Origin of the sequence: Streptomyces gobitricini (genome assembly GCF_039532985.1) — a bacterium.
Taxonomy (GTDB): domain Bacteria; phylum Actinomycetota; class Actinomycetes; order Streptomycetales; family Streptomycetaceae; genus Streptomyces; species Streptomyces gobitricini.
The window spans coordinates 151,655-168,435 of the sequence record NZ_BAAASR010000002.1 but is presented as its reverse complement, the minus strand read 5'-3'; the positions used below and the strand labels follow the sequence as shown (position 1 = coordinate 168,435).

The 16,781-nt window shown below is 73.7% G+C and carries 17 protein-coding genes; 9 read left to right on the top strand and 8 right to left on the bottom strand.

Translation table 11 applies throughout. The annotated features are described in order from the left end of the window. Positions 1 to 109 precede the first annotated feature (109 nt). Positions 110 to 544 (bottom strand): hypothetical protein, encoded by a 435-nt coding sequence (locus ABD347_RS01730; protein WP_344355515.1) that lies wholly within the window; start codon positions 542 to 544, stop codon positions 110 to 112. 294 nt (positions 545 to 838) lie between these two features. Here ABD347_RS01730 and ABD347_RS01725 point away from each other — a divergent pair, with 294 nt between their 5' ends. From ABD347_RS01725 to istB, 3 genes are all read left to right on the top strand, one after another. Next, the gene (locus tag ABD347_RS01725) at positions 839 to 1,444 is read left to right on the top strand and encodes an RNA polymerase sigma factor (RefSeq protein WP_344355513.1); all 606 of its coding nucleotides are present in this window, start codon (positions 839 to 841) and stop codon (positions 1,442 to 1,444) included. Further along, complete coding sequence (locus tag ABD347_RS01720) at positions 1,437 to 2,468, top strand: hypothetical protein (RefSeq protein ID WP_344355511.1); 1,032 nt, start codon at positions 1,437 to 1,439, stop codon at positions 2,466 to 2,468. Before ABD347_RS01725 ends, ABD347_RS01720 begins: the two co-directional genes overlap by 8 nt. 250 nt (positions 2,469 to 2,718) lie before the next feature. Then, positions 2,719 to 3,963, top strand: coding sequence for an IS21-like element helper ATPase IstB (gene istB / locus ABD347_RS01715; protein WP_344355510.1), 1,245 nt, complete (start codon positions 2,719 to 2,721; stop codon positions 3,961 to 3,963). A 110-nt stretch (positions 3,964 to 4,073) separates the two neighbouring features. Here the strand turns inward: istB and ABD347_RS01710 are convergent, their stop codons facing one another. Beyond that, positions 4,074 to 4,487 (bottom strand): organic hydroperoxide resistance protein, encoded by a 414-nt coding sequence (locus ABD347_RS01710; protein WP_344355509.1) that lies wholly within the window; start codon positions 4,485 to 4,487, stop codon positions 4,074 to 4,076. Between the two features lie 102 nt (positions 4,488 to 4,589). Here ABD347_RS01710 and ABD347_RS01705 point away from each other — a divergent pair, with 102 nt between their 5' ends. Next, positions 4,590 to 5,084 (top strand): MarR family winged helix-turn-helix transcriptional regulator, encoded by a 495-nt coding sequence (locus ABD347_RS01705; RefSeq protein ID WP_344355507.1) that lies wholly within the window; start codon positions 4,590 to 4,592, stop codon positions 5,082 to 5,084. Between the two features lie 438 nt (positions 5,085 to 5,522). Here ABD347_RS01705 and ABD347_RS01700 read toward each other — a convergent pair whose 3' ends face one another. The 5 genes from ABD347_RS01700 to ABD347_RS01680 all read right to left on the bottom strand — a co-directional run bounded on the left by ABD347_RS01700 (position 5,523) and on the right by ABD347_RS01680 (position 12,056). Beyond that, a complete protein-coding gene (locus ABD347_RS01700; RefSeq protein WP_344355505.1) occupies positions 5,523 to 6,845 on the bottom strand; it encodes a carboxyl transferase domain-containing protein in 1,323 nt (440 codons plus the stop codon). Then, positions 6,838 to 8,286, bottom strand: coding sequence for an acyl-CoA synthetase (locus ABD347_RS01695; RefSeq protein WP_344355503.1), 1,449 nt, complete (start codon positions 8,284 to 8,286; stop codon positions 6,838 to 6,840). Before ABD347_RS01695 ends, ABD347_RS01700 begins: the two co-directional genes overlap by 8 nt. A 281-nt stretch (positions 8,287 to 8,567) precedes the next feature. Beyond that, a complete protein-coding gene (locus ABD347_RS01690) occupies positions 8,568 to 10,028 on the bottom strand; it encodes a sensor histidine kinase (protein WP_344355501.1) in 1,461 nt (486 codons plus the stop codon). 7 nt (positions 10,029 to 10,035) lie between these two features. Then, positions 10,036 to 11,079, bottom strand: a complete 1,044-nt coding sequence (mreB, locus tag ABD347_RS01685; RefSeq protein WP_344355499.1) for a rod shape-determining protein — start codon at positions 11,077 to 11,079, stop codon at positions 10,036 to 10,038. A 404-nt stretch (positions 11,080 to 11,483) separates the two neighbouring features. Then, complete coding sequence (locus tag ABD347_RS01680) at positions 11,484 to 12,056, bottom strand: hypothetical protein (protein WP_344355498.1); 573 nt, start codon at positions 12,054 to 12,056, stop codon at positions 11,484 to 11,486. A 121-nt stretch (positions 12,057 to 12,177) separates the two neighbouring features. Between ABD347_RS01680 and ABD347_RS01675 the strand changes: the two genes are divergently transcribed. Then, positions 12,178 to 12,990, top strand: a complete 813-nt coding sequence (locus ABD347_RS01675; protein WP_344355496.1) for an SCO2400 family protein — start codon at positions 12,178 to 12,180, stop codon at positions 12,988 to 12,990. Positions 12,991 to 13,132: 142 nt separating this feature from the next. On the opposite strand, the gene ABD347_RS01670 is transcribed toward ABD347_RS01675, so the two are convergent. Then, positions 13,133 to 13,570: a MarR family winged helix-turn-helix transcriptional regulator gene (locus tag ABD347_RS01670; RefSeq protein WP_344355494.1), complete on the bottom strand. Its 438-nt coding sequence runs from the start codon at positions 13,568 to 13,570 to the stop codon at positions 13,133 to 13,135. A 106-nt stretch (positions 13,571 to 13,676) separates the two neighbouring features. Between ABD347_RS01670 and ABD347_RS01665 the strand changes: the two genes are divergently transcribed. The 4 genes from ABD347_RS01665 to ABD347_RS01650 all read left to right on the top strand — a co-directional run bounded on the left by ABD347_RS01665 (position 13,677) and on the right by ABD347_RS01650 (position 16,709). After that, positions 13,677 to 14,696 (top strand): NADP-dependent oxidoreductase, encoded by a 1,020-nt coding sequence (locus tag ABD347_RS01665; RefSeq protein ID WP_344356337.1) that lies wholly within the window; start codon positions 13,677 to 13,679, stop codon positions 14,694 to 14,696. A gap of 66 nt (positions 14,697 to 14,762) precedes the next feature. Then, positions 14,763 to 15,188, top strand: a complete 426-nt coding sequence (locus ABD347_RS01660) for an organic hydroperoxide resistance protein (protein ID WP_344355491.1) — start codon at positions 14,763 to 14,765, stop codon at positions 15,186 to 15,188. Positions 15,189 to 15,289: 101 nt separating this feature from the next. After that, on the top strand, positions 15,290 to 16,111 hold the full coding sequence (locus ABD347_RS01655; protein WP_344355489.1) for an EI24 domain-containing protein: 822 nt from the start codon (positions 15,290 to 15,292) through the stop codon (positions 16,109 to 16,111). Next, on the top strand, positions 16,104 to 16,709 hold the full coding sequence (locus ABD347_RS01650; RefSeq protein ID WP_344355487.1) for a LysE family transporter: 606 nt from the start codon (positions 16,104 to 16,106) through the stop codon (positions 16,707 to 16,709). Before ABD347_RS01655 ends, ABD347_RS01650 begins: the two co-directional genes overlap by 8 nt. Positions 16,710 to 16,781: the final 72 nt, after the last annotated feature.

Below are 16,781 nucleotides of genomic sequence, written 5' to 3'. Positions count from 1 at the left end.
CGGCCGTGTGAAGCCCCCGCGGCCGGGGGGTCGGGCGGACCGGCGTCGTTGCGGACGCCGCCCGGCCGCGGTCAGGTGGTGAACCGGTGCGCGGTCACCCGGGGGGCGATCAGTAGCAGGCGGTGCGGTTGCACCACGTGCTCTTGATGTTGCGCACGGTGTTGGCGGTGGCGGAGTCCTTCTCCTGCCAGTAGACCTGGACGTAGGCGGGGCCGCCCGGAACCTGGTGAGCGACCTGAAGGTTGACCGCGTACGTGCCGGCGCCGCACTTCCAGCTGGTGGAGTTGGCGTCCACCGTGGCGAGGTCGGCGTTCTGGGCGACGAGCATGACCCTGCGGCAGTTGCCTGTGCCGCTGGGCAGGTAGTGCGTGGCCTCCAGCGTCACCGACCGGTCGAACCAGGTGTTCTTCCCGGCCAGGGTGGCGTTTCCGTACGAGAGGGAGAAGGAGGTCACCTCCGCCGCGTGGGCGGGCGCGGCCAGCGTGCCCACGGTGATGGCGGCGGCGGAGGCCGCCAGGGCGGCGGTACGGGCGATCTTGCTCATGGGTTGCCTCCTGAAGAGTGCTCGCAGAGGAGCGGCATCGTCGAAACGCTGTTGTCTGTGCGCGCCGGCGGCGCCGACCGGCACCCGTCTTTGCCCGGTCGCCCCGATCGAGTTCACGGGCTCGCCGGAGCGGTGGGCGAAGGCCCGGGGACGCGGCACCGTCATGCCGGACCGGCGCCCGCCGAGCCGCCCGGTGTCCGCCGGCCCCGGCGCCAGGGGTGCGGCGTGAACCCGGGCGGCGTGATCGGACAAAGGCAGGCGGACACCATCACCAAGGCACCCACGGGAGACTGCGTGAACGGCCCGCCCGGCATATCCGGCGACGACGCCTCGGTCATCGCCGGCTCCCTGGCCGATCCGGAACTTTTCGGTGAGCTCTACCACCGGTACGCCGCCGGCATCCACCGTTACGCGGCGCGCCGGCTCTCCGACGCCGCGGCCGAAGACATCACCGCCGACACCTTCCTGACCGCGTTCCGCGCCCGCGCCAAATACGACCTGTCCCGCTCCAACGCGCTGCCCTGGCTGTACGGCATCGCCGCGAACCTCATCGGCCGGCACCGCCGCGACGAGGTGCGGGCGTTGCGGGCCATGGCCCGTACCGGAACCGACGCCGTCTCGCACGCGTGGACCGACCGATCCGACAGCCGGATCGCCGCCCAGGCCGTCCAGGCGAGGCTCGCCGCGGCGCTCGCCGGCCTCTCCGAGGGCGACAGGCACGTGCTGTTGCTGGTGGCCTGGGCGGACCTCGAGTACCAGGAGGTGGCCGAGGCCCTCTCCATCCCGTTGGGGACGGTCCGCTCCCGGCTCAACCGGGCCCGCAAGAAGGTCCGCCTGGCCCTGGGCGGCGCCGATCCCACCCTCGTACACGACTTCTGGCCGGCAGGCGCGCATGGATGAGATGAACCTGATCCGCGACTTCAGGGCGGACGTTCCCGTGCCGGACCGCGCACGGCTGACGCCCGCGCGCCAGCGGCTCTACGACGAGATCGCCCGCTCGCAGCGCCGGACGGCCCGCTGGAGACCGATGGCCGTCGCCCTCGGCTCCGCACTCGCGGTCACGGCGGCCGCCCTGCTGACCGCCCTGCCCGTGCGCGGCGGCGAGACGGACTCCGCGGGTGGCGGACCCCGGTCCGACCAATGGGTGTACCAGCAGGTCCGGTGGGACACCTGGAAGTGCGCCACGGGCGCCGACCTCCACGCGTACAGCGAGGTCGGCTCCTTCAACCTGGGCGTCCTCACGCGACCGTGCGAGGCGAAACCCGCGGAGCCGTTGTACCGGACGCAGTGGGTCCGGTACGACGGCAGAGCGGTGGCGACGTCCGTCAGGAATTCCCACAGCCCCGACGGCCCCGGCGGATCCGACGACGTCAACATCTGGCACGGCCGGTACGAGGAAGCGTGGGAGATGCTGTCACCCCAGCCGTCCGACGCTCTTGTGGCGGCCCTCCCGGAGGACCCGCGGGCCGCCCTGGCGATGATCCGGAAGAATGCCGTACCCGCCCGGCCCGCCGCCGCCCCACGTCTCACCCGGGCACAGCGGGACTTCACCGAGGTCGTGGAGGTCCTGGCCGGCTCCGTCACCGTCCCACCGGACAAGGCACGCACCATCCACCGCGTCCTGACCACCCTCGAAGGCGCCACACCGCCGGTGGAGGTGACCGACGGGGCGGGCCGGCGTGCGCTGGCCCTCGGTGTCGACGGCCACTTCCGCGACTACAACGGCGAACGCAACGCCCTCCAGGTGCTCCTCGACCCGGACACCTACGCCTACCGGGGTGTGCGCTACGTCGCGGGCCTCGACTACCGCGTGGGCGGCGGCACTTCGCACGGCCCGGGACCGCACGTGACCAAGGGCACGGTCGTCGCCACAGCCACCCGCGTCCACACCGCGGTCGTCGACCGCCCCGGCCTGCGGTCCTGACCGCCGGGGTGGCGGGAGAACCGCCGGCGGGTGGGCGGGGGCACGACGGCCCCCGCGCACCCGCCGCGCCCCGCCTGGTCGGCGTCGGCCGGGCCCACGACTGAGGCGCCGCGGCGTGGTGGGTGACCCCTGGTCAGCGCCCGGTGATGCGGTGCTACTGGAATTCTATTAATCCCAACGGGTGACGCGAATTCAGATTGTCGGCGGCGGCGCACAAGAATGAAGGACCTCCCCGCCCGTTGGAGGCCCCATGCCCCGCTCCGCCACGCCCCCGTCGAACATGACCACCCTGGGGTGTGCCCTCTTCGCGACCCGCTGGCTCCAAGCGCCGCTGTACTTCGGCCTGGTGGCCGCGCAGGGCGTCTACGTCTACAAGTTCTTCAACGAGCTGTGGCACCTCATCCACCACGTCATCAGCGGCCAGGCGGACGAGACGTACGTGATGCTCGCCGTCCTCAAGCTCGTCGACGTGGTGATGATCGCCAATCTGTTGATCATGGTGATCGTCGGGGGGTACGAGACCTTCGTCTCGCGGATCGGACTGCAGGGACACCGGGACCAGCCCGAATGGCTGTCGCACGTCAACTCCAACGTGCTGAAGGTCAAACTGGCCACCGCCATCGTGGGGATCTCCTCGGTGCACCTGCTCCAGATGTTCGTCGACGTGCACCACACGCCCCGGCACGACCTGCTGTGGGGGACGGTCATCCACATGGCGTTCATCGTCTCGGCGGCGATCCTCGCGTACATGTCCGGCCCCATGGCGGCGCACGAGGCCAAGGCGCACCCCCTGCGGGAGGAGCCCCGGGCGCAGGTCCCCGCCCAGCGGAGCGCGGAGCCGAAGGGGCGGGAGGAGCCGGAGCCGGAGCCCGAGGCGGAGACGGGGGCGGAGGAACGGATCGAGGCCGCCGGGTTCCCCGCCCGGAAGGTGCTGGAGACGTTCGACGAGAGCCATCTGCGCGCCCCCGAACCGCAGGTGATCGCCCGGCTGGGGAAGGTCGACTTCATCGCGAGGAAGGCGAACCTGGTGCTGCTCGGCGGCCCGGGCACCGGCAAGACGCACCTGGCCGTCGCCCTGGGCGTACGGGCCTGTCAGGCCGGGCACCAGGTGCTCTTCGCCACCGCCGCCGAGTGGGGCGTCCGACTCGCGGACGCCAAGGCGGCGGGACGGCTGCGCAAGGAGCTGGCCCGGCTGGACGCGTACGCGGTGCTCATCGTGGACGAGATCGGCTACGTGCCCTTCGAGCCGGAGGTGGCCCGCCTCTTCTTCCAGCTCGTATCGCACCGCTACGAGCGGGGCTCGGTGATCGTCACCGGCAACCGGCCGCTCGGCCGCTGGGACGAGGTGTTCGGCGACCGCGCGATGGCCTCCGCGACGGTGGACCGGCTGGCCCACCACGCGGAGGTCGTCACCCTCGACGGCGAGAGCTACCGCACGCGCCGCCTGGAGGGCGCGGCGGTGGCGGGCTGGGGCGGGTCCGGGCCCGCCTTCTGAGCGGGCCGGGCCGGGCCGGTCGCCACTCGCCGCTCGTCACTCGATGACGCCTTGGGCCGGTTGGTCGTCACCGGTCGGCCGTCACTCGGCGGCCCCGGACGGGCCGGTCGTCACTCGATGACGATCTGGACCGGGATGTTGCCGCGCGTGGCCTTGGAGTAGGGGCAGTACGCGTGGGTCTTCTCCAGCAGGTCACGGCCCGGCTCGCCCTGGAGGTGGTCCGGCAGCTCGACGCGCATCACGACCGCGAGGCCGAAGCCCCCGTCCGTGTCCTTGCCGATGCTGACCTCGGCGGTGACGGAGGCGTCCGTCACGTCGATCTTCTCCTGTCGGCCTATCGCGCCCATCGCGCTCGCGAAGCACGCGGCGTAGCCGGCGGCGAAGAGCTGCTCGGGATTGGTGCCCTTGCCGTTGCCGCCGAGGGCCTGGGGGAAGCCGAGCGGGAGGTCGATCTGGCCGTCGGAGCTGACGGCGCGGCCTTCGCGGCCGTTGGCGGTGGCGACAGCGGTGTAGAGCGCGTCCATGAGGACTGTCCTCTCGGGGGATGAGCCGGTGAGTCGGTCCCTCATTTATAGCCCACTATTTAGTTGCGCACAACTGAATGGCCCTCACGCTACTCTGGACGCATGGACACGTTCCGGACCGCGCGCGACGAGGACTTCCTCCGCCTCGACCACCAGATCTGCTTCTCGCTGCACGCAGCCACGCGTGCCTTCAACGGCGTCTACCGCACCGCGCTGAAGGACCTCGGCCTGACCTATCCCCAGTACCTGGTGATGCTGGTCCTCTGGGAGCACGGTGAGCTGCCCGTCAAGCGGATCGGCGAGCACCTGCGGCTGGACTCCGGCACCCTCTCGCCGCTGCTCAAGCGGCTGGAGGCGGCCGGGTACGTCGAACGGCGGCGCAGCGCCGAGGACGAGCGGTCCGTCACCGTCCGGCCCACCCCCGAAGGGGCCGAGCTGCGTGAACGCGCCCTCGGCGTGCCACGCCGGATCGCCGCCGCGACCGGGATGCCGCTGGAGGAGGTCCGTGAGCTGCGCGCCCGCCTCAACGCGCTGACCACCGCCCTCGACGCCGCCGAGTCGGCGGACCTCCAGGAGGACTGCGTCACGGAGGACTGAGCACACCGGCGGGGCGAGGCTGGGCGGCGGGGCGGGACCGGGCGGCGGGTCCGGGCGGCGCGGTGGGGTGCCGGGCAGCAGGGCGGGGTGCCGGGCGGTGGGCGCGGCCGGGTGGCCGCCCGCATCCGCTCGGGGCGCAGCTCCGCCGGTACGCCGGACGGCTCGCCCCCCGTGCGGGAGACGGGCCGCCGCGTGCGATGCCCCGCGATACGCGCGGTGACGCGGTGCGGCCGCTGACGGTCGGGGTGGGGCGGGGCCCCTCCGGGCTCACCTCCTCGGGGCCGGCGGCCTTGGGTACGGGTCGGGGAGCCGTCTCCGCGCCGTCGGCCCCTGCGGGGGCGACCCTGCACGTCCCCACCCCGGGCCGGTTGCCGGGTGCGGGGCGGTGGGGGAGTTGTACGGCCTCGCCCCGGTCGTGTGCCCGGTGGGCGGGGCGGGTCAGACGATGCCGCGTACGAGACCGAGGTCCAGCAGGTCCTGCGGGCGCAGCCGGAGCTGTTCGGCGGTGCGCGGGGCGTCCTCGGGCGGGCGTTTGAGGATCGCGGCCGCCAGCTCCGGGGCGATCACCGAGAAGTAACTGTCCGGCGTGGCCCACGTGTTGTCCGGCGCGGCCAGCGCCAGCGCCCCGCCCGATCCGCCCTCGCCGATCAGGAGCGCGGTCACCGGGACCCGCGCCCCGGCGACGGCCGAGAACGCGTCCGCGATCGCCGCGCCCGCGCCCGCCCGCTCCGCCTCCGCGTCGTTCGCGGCGCCCGGTGTGTCGACGAGCGTCAGCACCGGCACACCGAGCCGGTCCGCGAGCCGGATCACCCGGGCGGCCGTGCGGTAGCCGGCCGGGCGGGTCGCAGTGCCGCACTGGGCGACGTACGCCACCGCCCGCCCGTCGGCACGGAGACCGATGCCGCACAGCATCCCCGGGTCCGTGCCGCCGCACCGGTCGCCGGTGAGCGGCAGCCGCTCCGTGAAGTACGCGTCCAGGTACGCCCCGGCGCGGGGGCGGGCGGGGTCGCGGGCCTGGCGGACCGCGTCCCAGCCACTGATGGGGAGCGGCGTGTCCGCGAGGGCCGCGGGCGGCGGCGCCTGTGCGGCGGGGCTCGTCAGCGCCGTGACCCAGCGCCCGACCGTGCCGCGCAGCTCCTCGGGGCGTACGACGGCGTCGACGTGCCCCGCCGCCAGCTGGCCCTCGGCCGTGTACGCGGACGGGTCCGCGTCCGCCGGGCGTACCCGTGACCCGGCGAACCCGACCTGCGCCCCGGGCAGCGCCAGGATCACGTCGGCGCCCGCCCCCACCGTCGCCCAGCCGCCGCCCGTCGCCGGGTCGCGCAGCACCGTGATGTGCGGCACCCCCGCCTCCCGCAGCAGCACCGACTCGCGCGCCACCCGCTGGAGCTGGGTGAGCGCGACCATGCCCTCCTGCATCCGGCTGCCGCCGGTCGCGACCAGCGACACCAGCGGTATGCGCCGCTCCCGCGCCAGCCGGTAGGCGGCCTCCAGCCGGTCACCGGCCCGCTCGCCCAGGGAGCCGCCGAGGAACCCGAACTCGAAGGCGAGCACCGCGCACGGCCGGCCGGCCGCCCGTGCCGTGCCGTACACGACCGACTCGGCCTCGCCCGTCCGGTCAGCCGCCCGGGCGCGCGAGGCGCCGTACCCCTCCCAGGACAGCGGCCCGTCGGGCGCGCAGGACCGGGCGGGCGGGGTGTGCTCCTCGAAGGCGTCGGTGACGAGCCCGATGGCCTCGCGGGCGGAGAGGCGCTCAGCCATGGAGCGCCCGCTTCATGATCTTGCCCATGTCGTTGCGGGGCAGGACGTCCAGGTACCGGACGCTCCGGGGCCGCTTGTGCGGGGCGAGCTGCGCCGCGACGTGATCGGCCAGCTCCGGTTCCGACGGGGGCAGCGAGGGGTCCACGGGCACCACCCAGGCCACGATCCGTTCACCCAGGTCGGGGTCCGGTTCGCCGGTCACGGCCGCCTCCCGCACCCCCGGGTGGCCGAGGAGCGCGTTCTCGATCTCCCCGGCGCCGATCTTGTACCCGCCGCTCTTGATCAGGTCGGTCGCCCTGCGCCCCACGATCCGTACCGAACCGTCCGCGTCCCGGACCGCCATGTCACCGGTGCGGAACCAATCGCCGTCGAAGGCGGCGGCCGTGGCGTCGGGACGGTTCAGGTACCCGGTGAACAGGTTCGGGCCGCGTACCTGGATCTCGCCGACCGTCTCCCCGTCGTACACCGTGATCTCCGAGCCGTCCTCCTCCACCAGGCGCAGGCCGACACCGCGCAGCGGCACGCCGACGGAGCCGGTGCGCGGCTCGACGTCGTCCGCCCGGACGCTGGTGTTCATGAGGGTCTCGGTCATGCCGTACCGCTCGATCACACGCCGCCCCGTGAGCGCGGCGATCCGCCGGTGGTCGTGCACGGGCAGCGCCGCCGAACCGGAGACCAGCAGCCGCGCGCCCGCCAGCGCCTTCGCCAACTGCGGGTCGTCGTCCAGGGCTTCGGCGACGCGGTGGTACATCGTCGGGACGCCGAACAGCATCGTGCCGCCACCGGCCAGTTCCCGCGCCACGCCGCCGGTCGTGAACCTGCCCAGGTGGCGCACCGACCCGCCGCGCCGCAGCGGGCCGAGGACGCCCAGGATCAGCCCGTGGACGTGGAACAGGGGCAGGGCGTGCACCAGGACGTCGTCGGACGTCCACGCCCAGGCGTCCTCCAGGGCGTCGAGGGTCGCGGTGATCGCGCGCCGGGGCAGGACGGCGCCCTTGGGCGGACCGGTGGTGCCGGAGGTGTAGACGACGAGCGCGGGCGCCTCGGGGTCGTCCGGCCCGGGGGGCGGCGGCGGGCCCGCCGGGGCGGCGCCGACGGTGACGTCCAGCCGCTCCGGACCGCTCAGCGCGTGCGGCAGCTCGTCGCCGGGCGCCGCCAGGACCAGCGCGGGGCGGCTGTCGGTGACGATGTGCGTCAGCTCGCGCTCGCCCGTCCTCGGGTTGAGCGGTACGGCCGGTACGCCCGCGTCCAGCGCGGCGACCACCGCGACGACCGTCTCCGGCGTCGGGGTGGCCCATACGGCGACACGTTCCGCCCCGTCCAGCCGGGCGGCGACCGCGGCGGCCGCGGAGCGCAGTTCGCCGTACGTCAGCGAACGGTCCCCGAACCGCAGCGCGGGCCGTTCGGATCCGGCTTCCAGGGCCGGAAAGAGCGAACTCACTCGTCGTCCTCCTCGTAACGCCGCGCGGGGCTGTTCATCTGCTGTCACAGGCCCCACCATTCTCCCCACCGCCACCCGCGGGGAAGCGGTGCCACGTGTGCTGTTCGCCGCAGTTCCGGTGCCCCTCGACGCGGGTACGGTCCGGACCCGACCCGCCGTCGAGCAGGGCGCGACCCGGTCCGGTGACGCCGTCGAGCGGCCGGTGAACGAGTTCCCCCCTCGGCGCTTCACCGCTTCACCGCGTACGTCGGGGAGGCGTGACGAGCCGCCCGGCCGGTGAGTCAGTGGGGCGACTGCCAGGTGACCGTGGTGCCGCGCGTCCCGTCGTCCCGGGTGCCGTCGTCCGTGACCGTCAGGCGGACACCGGGGCGGCCGTCCGGCAGCCGGGCCGTCGCCTCCACCGCCACGTCGACCGCCGTCACACCCTCGTGGCGGTGGGCCGCCGCCAGGGCGCCGCGTAGGGCGGCCAGGAGCCGGCCGGCGACCGGGTCGGAGATCAGGGCGTCCACCGCTCCGGTGAAGCGGACGGACGGCTGGAAGCCCAGCAGCGCCGCCGCCCCGCCGGTCTCGCGCAGCACTCGGCCGCGGAAGGAGCGGGGCGCCTCGGCGGGGGGCTGCTGGAGCGCGAAGATGGCGGTGCGGACCTCCTGGATCGTGGCGTCCAGCTCGTCCACCGCCCGGCCCAGCAGGTCCGCCGCCGAGGTGCCGGCGGCCCGTCGCCGCGTGGACTCCAGCATCATCTCCGTGGCGAACAGCCGCTGCACCACCAGGTCGTGCAGGTCACGGGCGATCCGGTCGCGGTCCTCGTACACCGCGAGCCGCTCCCGGTCGCGCCGGGCGCGCGCGAGCACCAGCGCCAGGGACGCCTGAGAGGCGAACTTGGCCGCCAGCAGCCGCTCCACCGGCGTGTACGGGCGGCCACCCCGGCGGCGCGGCAGGGCGAGTGTGCCGATCAGGTGCCCGCCGCTCCGCAGCGGCAGCATCATCGACGGCCCGAACCGTGTCCGTACCCGCGTCGTCATCCGGGGATCGGTGGCCGAGTCGTCGACGAAGACCGGTTCACCGCCCAGCAGTTGCACCAGCACGGGGGAGCCGGGCGCGATGGTCGTGCCGATGAGGTCACCCGGATCGTGCGGTGTCGACGCGGCGACGATCTCCATCCCGCCCTCGCCGGTGGGCTGGAGGACCACTCCGGCCGCCGCGTCCGCGAGCAGCCGGGCCCGCTCGGCGACGGTCACCAGGGCGTCGGTCGCCGGCTCACCGGTCAGCAGCGCCGTGGTCACGGCCGCCGCGCCCTCGATCCACCGCTCCCGCTGCCGGGCCGTGCCGTAGAGCCGCGCGTTGCCGATGGCGATGCCCGCCTGCGCGGCGAGGACGCGCAGCACGGCCAGGTCCTCGTCGGTGAAGGGTCCGCCCCGCTTCCCGGTCAGGCAGAGCCGGCCGAACACCTCGGTGCGGACGCGGACCGGTACGCCGATGGAGGAGCGGGCGTCCGGGTCGTCGCCGTCGGGCAGCCGGCCGACGCGCCGCCGGTCCTCCTCCGTCATCCCGACCGTGTAGAGGTCCGTGTACGGGCCGTCCGGCCGGCCGCCCTCGGGATCGACGACCACGAGGGCGCCCGCCCGGGCGTCCGTCAGCGCGGCGGCGTGCTCGACCAGCCGCTGGAGGGTGCCGTGCGGTTCGAGGCCGGTACCCACGTCGAGCACCGCCTCGAGCAGTGCCGTGAGCCCGCCCCCGGTCACCCGTACGTCACTCGGCTTCGGCGAGCGGGTTGAGCGTGATCGGCTGGACGCGGCCCTCCAGCATGGCCCCGAGCCCCAGGACGGCACAGATGTCGGGCCGTTCCGCGATGTGCACGGGCATACCGGTCGCGTTGCGCAGCATCTGGTCGAGGCCGGGCAGCAGCGCGCTGCCGCCGACCATCATGATGCCGCGGTCGACGAGGTCGGCGACCAGGTCGGGCGGGCAGTCGCGCAGCACCTTCCCGATGCCGTCGAGCACGGTGGTCAGCGGGGTGTGCAGCGCCTGGCGCACGGCGGCGGTGTCGACAAGCACGGAACGGGCCAGTCCGGTCGCCACGTCCCGCCCGTGGATCTCGGTGGAGGCCGGTCCGTGCGGGGTGAGGCCGTTGCCGTGCAGGGCGAGCTGGAGGGGGCGTACGGACTGGCTGGGCAGCATCAGCTCGTGCTGGTGGCGCAGGTACTGGATGACGGCGTGGTCGATGGCGTTGCCGCCCACCGGGATCCGCTCGGCGGTCACGATCGCGCCGAGCGACAGGACCGCGACCTGGGTGGTGGCCGCGCCGCACACCAGGATCATGGTGGCGGTGGGCTCCTCCACCGGCAGCCCGCATCCGACGGCCGCCGCGATCAGCGTGTCGACCAGCTCGACGCGGCGGGCGCCGAGCCCGACGAGCGTCTCGATCGTGGCGCGCTGGGCGAGCGGGTCGCTGTCGTGCGGGGTGCACGCGGCGGCGCGCAGCATCGGCTTGCGGCGCAGCTGGCGGCGGAGCTTCTCGCCGAGGAGGTGGCGCAGCATCCGCTGGGCCATGTCGATGTCGACGACGCTGCCGCCGGAGACGGGGCGTACGACGCGGATGTAGTCGGGGGTGCGGCCGGTCATCTTCTCCGCGAACTCGCCGACGGCGATCAGCGCCCCGGTGCGGGTGTTGACGGCGGCGACGCTCGGCTCGTCGACGACGAGTCCGACACCCTTGACGAAGACGCGGGTCCTGGCGGCCCCCAGGTCGACGGCGACATGACAGCGGCGCAACTGCTCGAGACTGACGGTCACGGTGCGGATCCTCCCAAGAGCGGTACGTTCTCGCATCGTGCGTTCGCGGGGCGAGCGGCGCGCGCCGGGGGAGCTGACGGGGTGACAGACGGCGGCCGAAGGAGCTATCCGAGCCGTGCCGCGGCCGCCCCGCCCGCTCCCAGAGGACGCCCCCATGCTCCCCGGCCGTCACCGGCGCGTCCGGGTCCCGGGGCGTTTCCGGTTGTCCCGGGTCCCGGGCCGTTTCCGGTATGTCCCGGGTCCGGCCCTTTCACCGGCGCGCGCCGGTTCTGGGCGTCCGTCGTGTCCGGGCCCCGGGCCGTTTCCGGGGGGCCAGGGTCCCCGGCCGTCACCGGCGCGCTCGGGGCCTGGGCGTCCGGCACGCCCCCGCGCCGGGCCGGCGCCTTTCGGGGGCGTCGTGCCGCTCACACCAGGCGCTGGAGCAGCCCCCACGTGAACTCGGCCACGCGCGGCGTCCCGTCGGGCGGGGTGAACGCCAGGCGCCAGCGGGTGGGCGCGCTGCCCTCCAGGGGCCGGGCCGGGGCGAAGGCCCGGGCGACCTCGTCGACGGTGCAGCTCCAGGGGCGCAGATCGGCGGCCGTGCGGAGCTCGGGGCCGACCGCGCCGGGGGCACGGACCAGCCACTCGTTCCACGCCGGGCCGCCGCCGGGCGCGGCCAGCACCTCGAAGCGGAGGTCCGGCCAGAGCGGCACGGGCCAGAGCAGCGCCTCGCACTCCAGGTCGCCGATGGTGCGGCGGACACGGGCCGCGGGCTCGCCGAGCACGGAGCGGTAGCGGCTGAGCGTGCCCCGGGACCTGGGGGAACGGGCCATCGCCTGCCAGCGGCGGTTGGCCTCCCGCATGTCGCTGATCGACACGCCCAGCTCACGGCGCGCGTCCTCCACGAGGCCCGGCTGGTGGTCGGCCATCCGGCGCAGCAGGACGAGCTGGAAGTCGAGGGGCCCGAACGGGACGGAGGCGGTGCCGGAGGCGTTCATGTCGCCATCCTGCCCCTTGCGTAGGAAATGAGCGGTACGCCGGAGGATGGCCCTTTCCACACAGGATCCTCACAACCCCGGGTGTCACCGGTGTCCCGGGGCCGCATAATCTGCGGGCGCCATGGATTACTGCCACCAGTGTCAGCGGCACCTCAACGGAGCCCTGGCCTGTGCCGGGTGCGGTACGCCTGTCGAGGAGCTCCGGCACGACGATCCCCAGACGTTCGCGGCGGACCACGTCTACGAGCTGGACCGGGACGAGGAGCTACCGCCCGCGGGGCCTCGCCGTGCGCGCGGGCAGGCGCGCCGCGCCCAGCCCTCCCGCCGGGCGCGCCCGGTGGGACGCAGGGCCCGCAAGCGGCGGGGGCGCAAGCTGCTGGTCGGGGCGGGCGCCCTGGTCCTGGCGGCCGGTCTGCTGAGCCTGGCCGAGCTGGCGATCGAGCACCCCGGCGAGGACGGCGCCGCCACCGCCGTACGGCAGGAGGACCAGGCCTTCCCCGAGCCGCGGCCCGAGCAGCCGGAGGGCTCCGCGCGCCCGGACGACCCGAGCCCGGTGAAGGAGCCGGTGGCGACGGCCACCTCCACGCCGGACGGCCCCGAGGACGGCTCGGGTGCCGTCGAGAAGGGGCCCGGCGCCTCCTCCGGCGCACCGGGCGCGTCCGCGTCCGCGCCCGCCGACGGGTCCGCCACCGGCCCGTCGGACCCGCGGCCGTCGGCCGATCCCGAGGAGCCGGGCACCCCCGGCGCCCCGGACGAGGACGATCCGGCTCCGGGCGACCCGCCGACGGAGGAGCCGGAGACCCCCGACAACCCCGGTAAACCGGGCGAGACGGGCTCCGCTCGGCCGACACCCGCCAATCCGCCGCCCACGGAACCCACCCCGGCCCCCACGCCGACGGAGTCGTGCGACTGGTTCCTGTGGTGGTGCGTCTGACTCCCGCGCGTGGCGCCCCGCGCCCGCCGCTCTAGCCGCGCCCGTCGCTCCAGGCCGCGCCCGCCGCTCTAGCCGCGCCCGTCGCTCCAGGCCGCTCCGGCCTTTCCGCGCTCCGGCCCTCCCGCGCTCCGTGCCGGGCTCCCTACGCGCTGTCGTCCGCCCCGAGCATGCGCCGCAGCAGGTCGCGCAGGGCCGTCCGTTCCTGCTCCGACAGACCGGCCAGCGGCTCGCGGGCGAAGTCGAGCGCGTCCCGCAGCCGGCGGGCCGTCGCGCGGCCCTCGTCCGTCGCTGCGGCGATCTTCACCCGGCGGTCGGCCGGGTCGGGCCGGCGCTCCACCAGCCCGCGCGCCTCCAGGCGGTCCACGATGCCCGTCACATTGGACGGCTCGCAGCGCAGTGACCGCGCGATGCGGCGCATCGGCGTCGGCTCCAGCGCGAGGAGCCCGAGGACGCGTGCCTGGGCGCCGGTCAGGGAGTGCTCCGCCGCGGCCTGCTCGTACTCCTCGTGGTAGCGGGTCACCACCGTGCCGATCAACTCGACCACTTCGAGGGTCAGCGGGTCTGTGCGTCTGCTGGACATGCCACCCAGGATACCCATTTACTTGACAACCTGAAACATTCAGGAGCATGGTTGTTTCAGGTTGTGAAAGGAACACAGCGTGAAGCGATACCAGGAGGCACGCACCATGTCCGCTCTTCCCGCGTCCGCCCGCGAATGGCACCTCGTCGCCCGGCCGCACGGCTGGCCCGAGCCCGGTGACTTCGCCCTCCGTGAGGCGCCCGTCACCGAGCCGGCCGAGGGCCGGATCCTCGTCCGCAACCTGCACTTCTCGGTCGACCCGTACATGCGCGGCCGGATGAACGACGTGAAGTCGTACGTACCCCCGTTCCAGCTCGACCACCCCATGGACGGCGGCGCCGTCGGTGAGGTCGTCGCCTCCAACGCCGAGGGCTTCACGGTCGGCGACCACGTCCTGCACGGCCTCGGCTGGCGCGAGTACGCCGACGTGAACGCCAAGCACGCCACCAAGGTCGACGCCTCCCTCGCGCCCCTCTCCGCCTACCTCGGCGTCCTCGGCATGACCGGCCTCACCGCCTACGCCGGTCTGTTCGACGTCGCGTCCTTCAAGGAGGGCGACGCCGTCTTCGTCTCCGGCGCGGCCGGCGCCGTCGGCAGCCAGGTCGGCCAGATGGCGAAGCTCAGGGGCGCCTCCCGGGTCATCGGCTCCGCGGGCTCCGACGAGAAGGTCAAGCTCCTCACCGAGGAGTACGGCTTCGACGCCGCCTTCAACTACAAGAACGGCCCCGTGGCGGCGCAGCTCAAGGAAGCGGCCCCCGACGGCATCGACGTCTACTTCGACAACGTCGGCGGCGAGCACCTGGAGGCGGCCATCTCCTCCTTCAACGTGCACGGCCGCGCCACGATCTGCGGCATGATCGCCCAGTACAACAGCACCGAGCCGACCCCCGCCCCGCGCAACCTCGCGCTGGTCATCGGCAAGCGGCTGCGCCTCCAGGGAATGCTGGTCGGCGACCACGCCGCACTCCAGCCGCAGTTCGTCGAGGAGGTCGCCGGCTGGCTGGCCTCCGGCGAGCTCAAGTACAAGGAGACCGTCGTCGAGGGCATGGAGAACGGCGTCGATGCGTTCCTCGGCATGCTGCGCGGCGAGAACACCGGCAAGATGATCGTTTCACTCACCCGATAGGCTCACCTCCAGCCCGCCGCGATCGTGGGCGCGAGTCGCGGCGCATCACAGGAGGAAACCTCTTACATGTCGATCCAGCAGTCCGACGTCCTGTACACCGCCGTCGCCACCGCCGAGAACGGGCGTGACGGCCGCGTCGCCACCAACGACGGCAAGCTCGACGTCGTCGTGAACCCGCCCAAGGAGATGGGCGGGTCCGGCGAGGGCACCAACCCCGAGCAGCTGTTCGCCGCCGGTTACAGCGCCTGCTTCCAGGGCGCGCTCGGTGTCGTCGCCCGCCAGGAGGGCGCCGACATCTCCGGCTCGACGGTCACCGCCGAGGTCGGCATCGGCAAGAACGCCGACGGCTTCGGCATCACCGTCAAGATCTCGGCGAAGATCCCGAACGTGAGCGCCGCCACCGCCAAGGAGCTCATCGAGAAGGCCCACCAGGTCTGCCCGTACTCCAAGGCCACCCGCGGCAACATCACGGTCGACCTCGACGTCGCCTGATCACGGGCCGTACGGGCCCGTCCCGTACGTGCCGGAGGGCCGCACCCACCCGGGTGCGGCCCTCCGCCCGTCCCCGGCCCCCGTCCCGATAGGGTGAGCCCATGCGTGATCTCGGGGTGGGTTTCGGCTACTTGATGAAGGGACAGCGCTGGGTGGGCCGGCACCGGCGTTGGTTCGGTTTCGGGCTGTTGCCCGGCCTGGTCACCCTGGTGCTGTACGCGGCCGCGCTGGTCGGCCTGGCCTACGGCGCCGACGACCTGACCGCGTGGGCGACGCCCTTCGCGGACGACTGGTCCTCGCCCTGGCAGGGGGTCTTCCGCGGCTTCCTGACCGCGCTGCTCTTCGCCTTCGGGCTGTTCCTGGCCGTCATCACCTTCACGGCCGTGACGCTCCTCGTGGGGCAGCCCTTCTACGAGTCGCTCTCCGAGGACGTCGACCGTACCGAGGGCGGCGAGGTGCCCGGCTCGGAGCTGCCGCTCTGGCGCGAACTGTGGATCTCCGCCCGCGACAGCCTGCGCGTCCTCGCGCGGGTCGCGTGCTACGGGATCCTCCTGTTCGCCCTCGGGTTCATCCCCGTCGTCGGCCAGACCGTCGTGCCGGTGATCGGCTTCTGCGTCTCCGGCTTCTTCCTGGCGGAGGAGCTCACTGCGGTGGCGCTCCAGCGGCGCGGCGTCGAACTCAAGGAGCGTCTCGCCATGCTGCGCGGCCGCCGCATGCTCACCCTGGGCTTCGGCGTTCCGCTGACCCTCGCCTTCCTGGTGCCGTTCGTCGCGGTGTTCCTGATGCCGGGCGCCGTCGCGGGCGCGACGCTGATGGTCCGCGACCTGGAGGCGGGCGAGGCGCACGAGACCCGGCAGGCGCATGCCCAGGCCCAGGCCCAGCCGGACGCGGGCGGCGCGGCGACGAAGGAGTGGCGTGCCTGAGCTGCTCGCCGTCGCGGTCATCACGGTCCTCGCGGTCGTCAGCCCGGGCGCCGACTTCGCGATGGTCGTACGCAACAGCTGCCTCCATGGCCGCACGACCGGCCTCTTCTCCGCGGTGGGCGTCGCGGCGGGCGTCCTCGTCCACGTCACGTACACGATGCTGGGCGTGGGCCTGCTGATCGCCGCCAACACCGCGCTGTTCACCGCGATCAAGCTGGTCGGCGCCGCCTACCTGGTCTGGATCGGCCTGCGGACGTTCTTCGCCCGCACCGACGTGACGGTCGACCTGGAGCCGAAGCAGGCCCTGTCCCGGTGGGGCGCGCTGCGCACCGGTTTCCTGACGAACGTGCTCAACCCGAAGACCACCTTGTTCGTGGTCTCCACCTTCACCCAGGTCGTCGGCCCGGACACGCCCCGCTGGCAGCAGGGCGCCTATGGCCTGTTCATCTCCTTCGCCCATCTCGCCTGGTTCGGCCTGGTGGCCCTCTTCTTCTCCCACTCCCGGCTGCGTACCGCCATGTTGCGGGCGCAGAAAGCCGTCAACCGTGTCATCGGCGCCACACTGGCGGGGCTGGGGATCACCCTGGGTGTGACGTGACGTCCCGCAACGGCTAGATCCGGCCGTCTCGTTCCGCAGCGCCATCCCGCCCGGGAAAGTTGGGCATAAAGA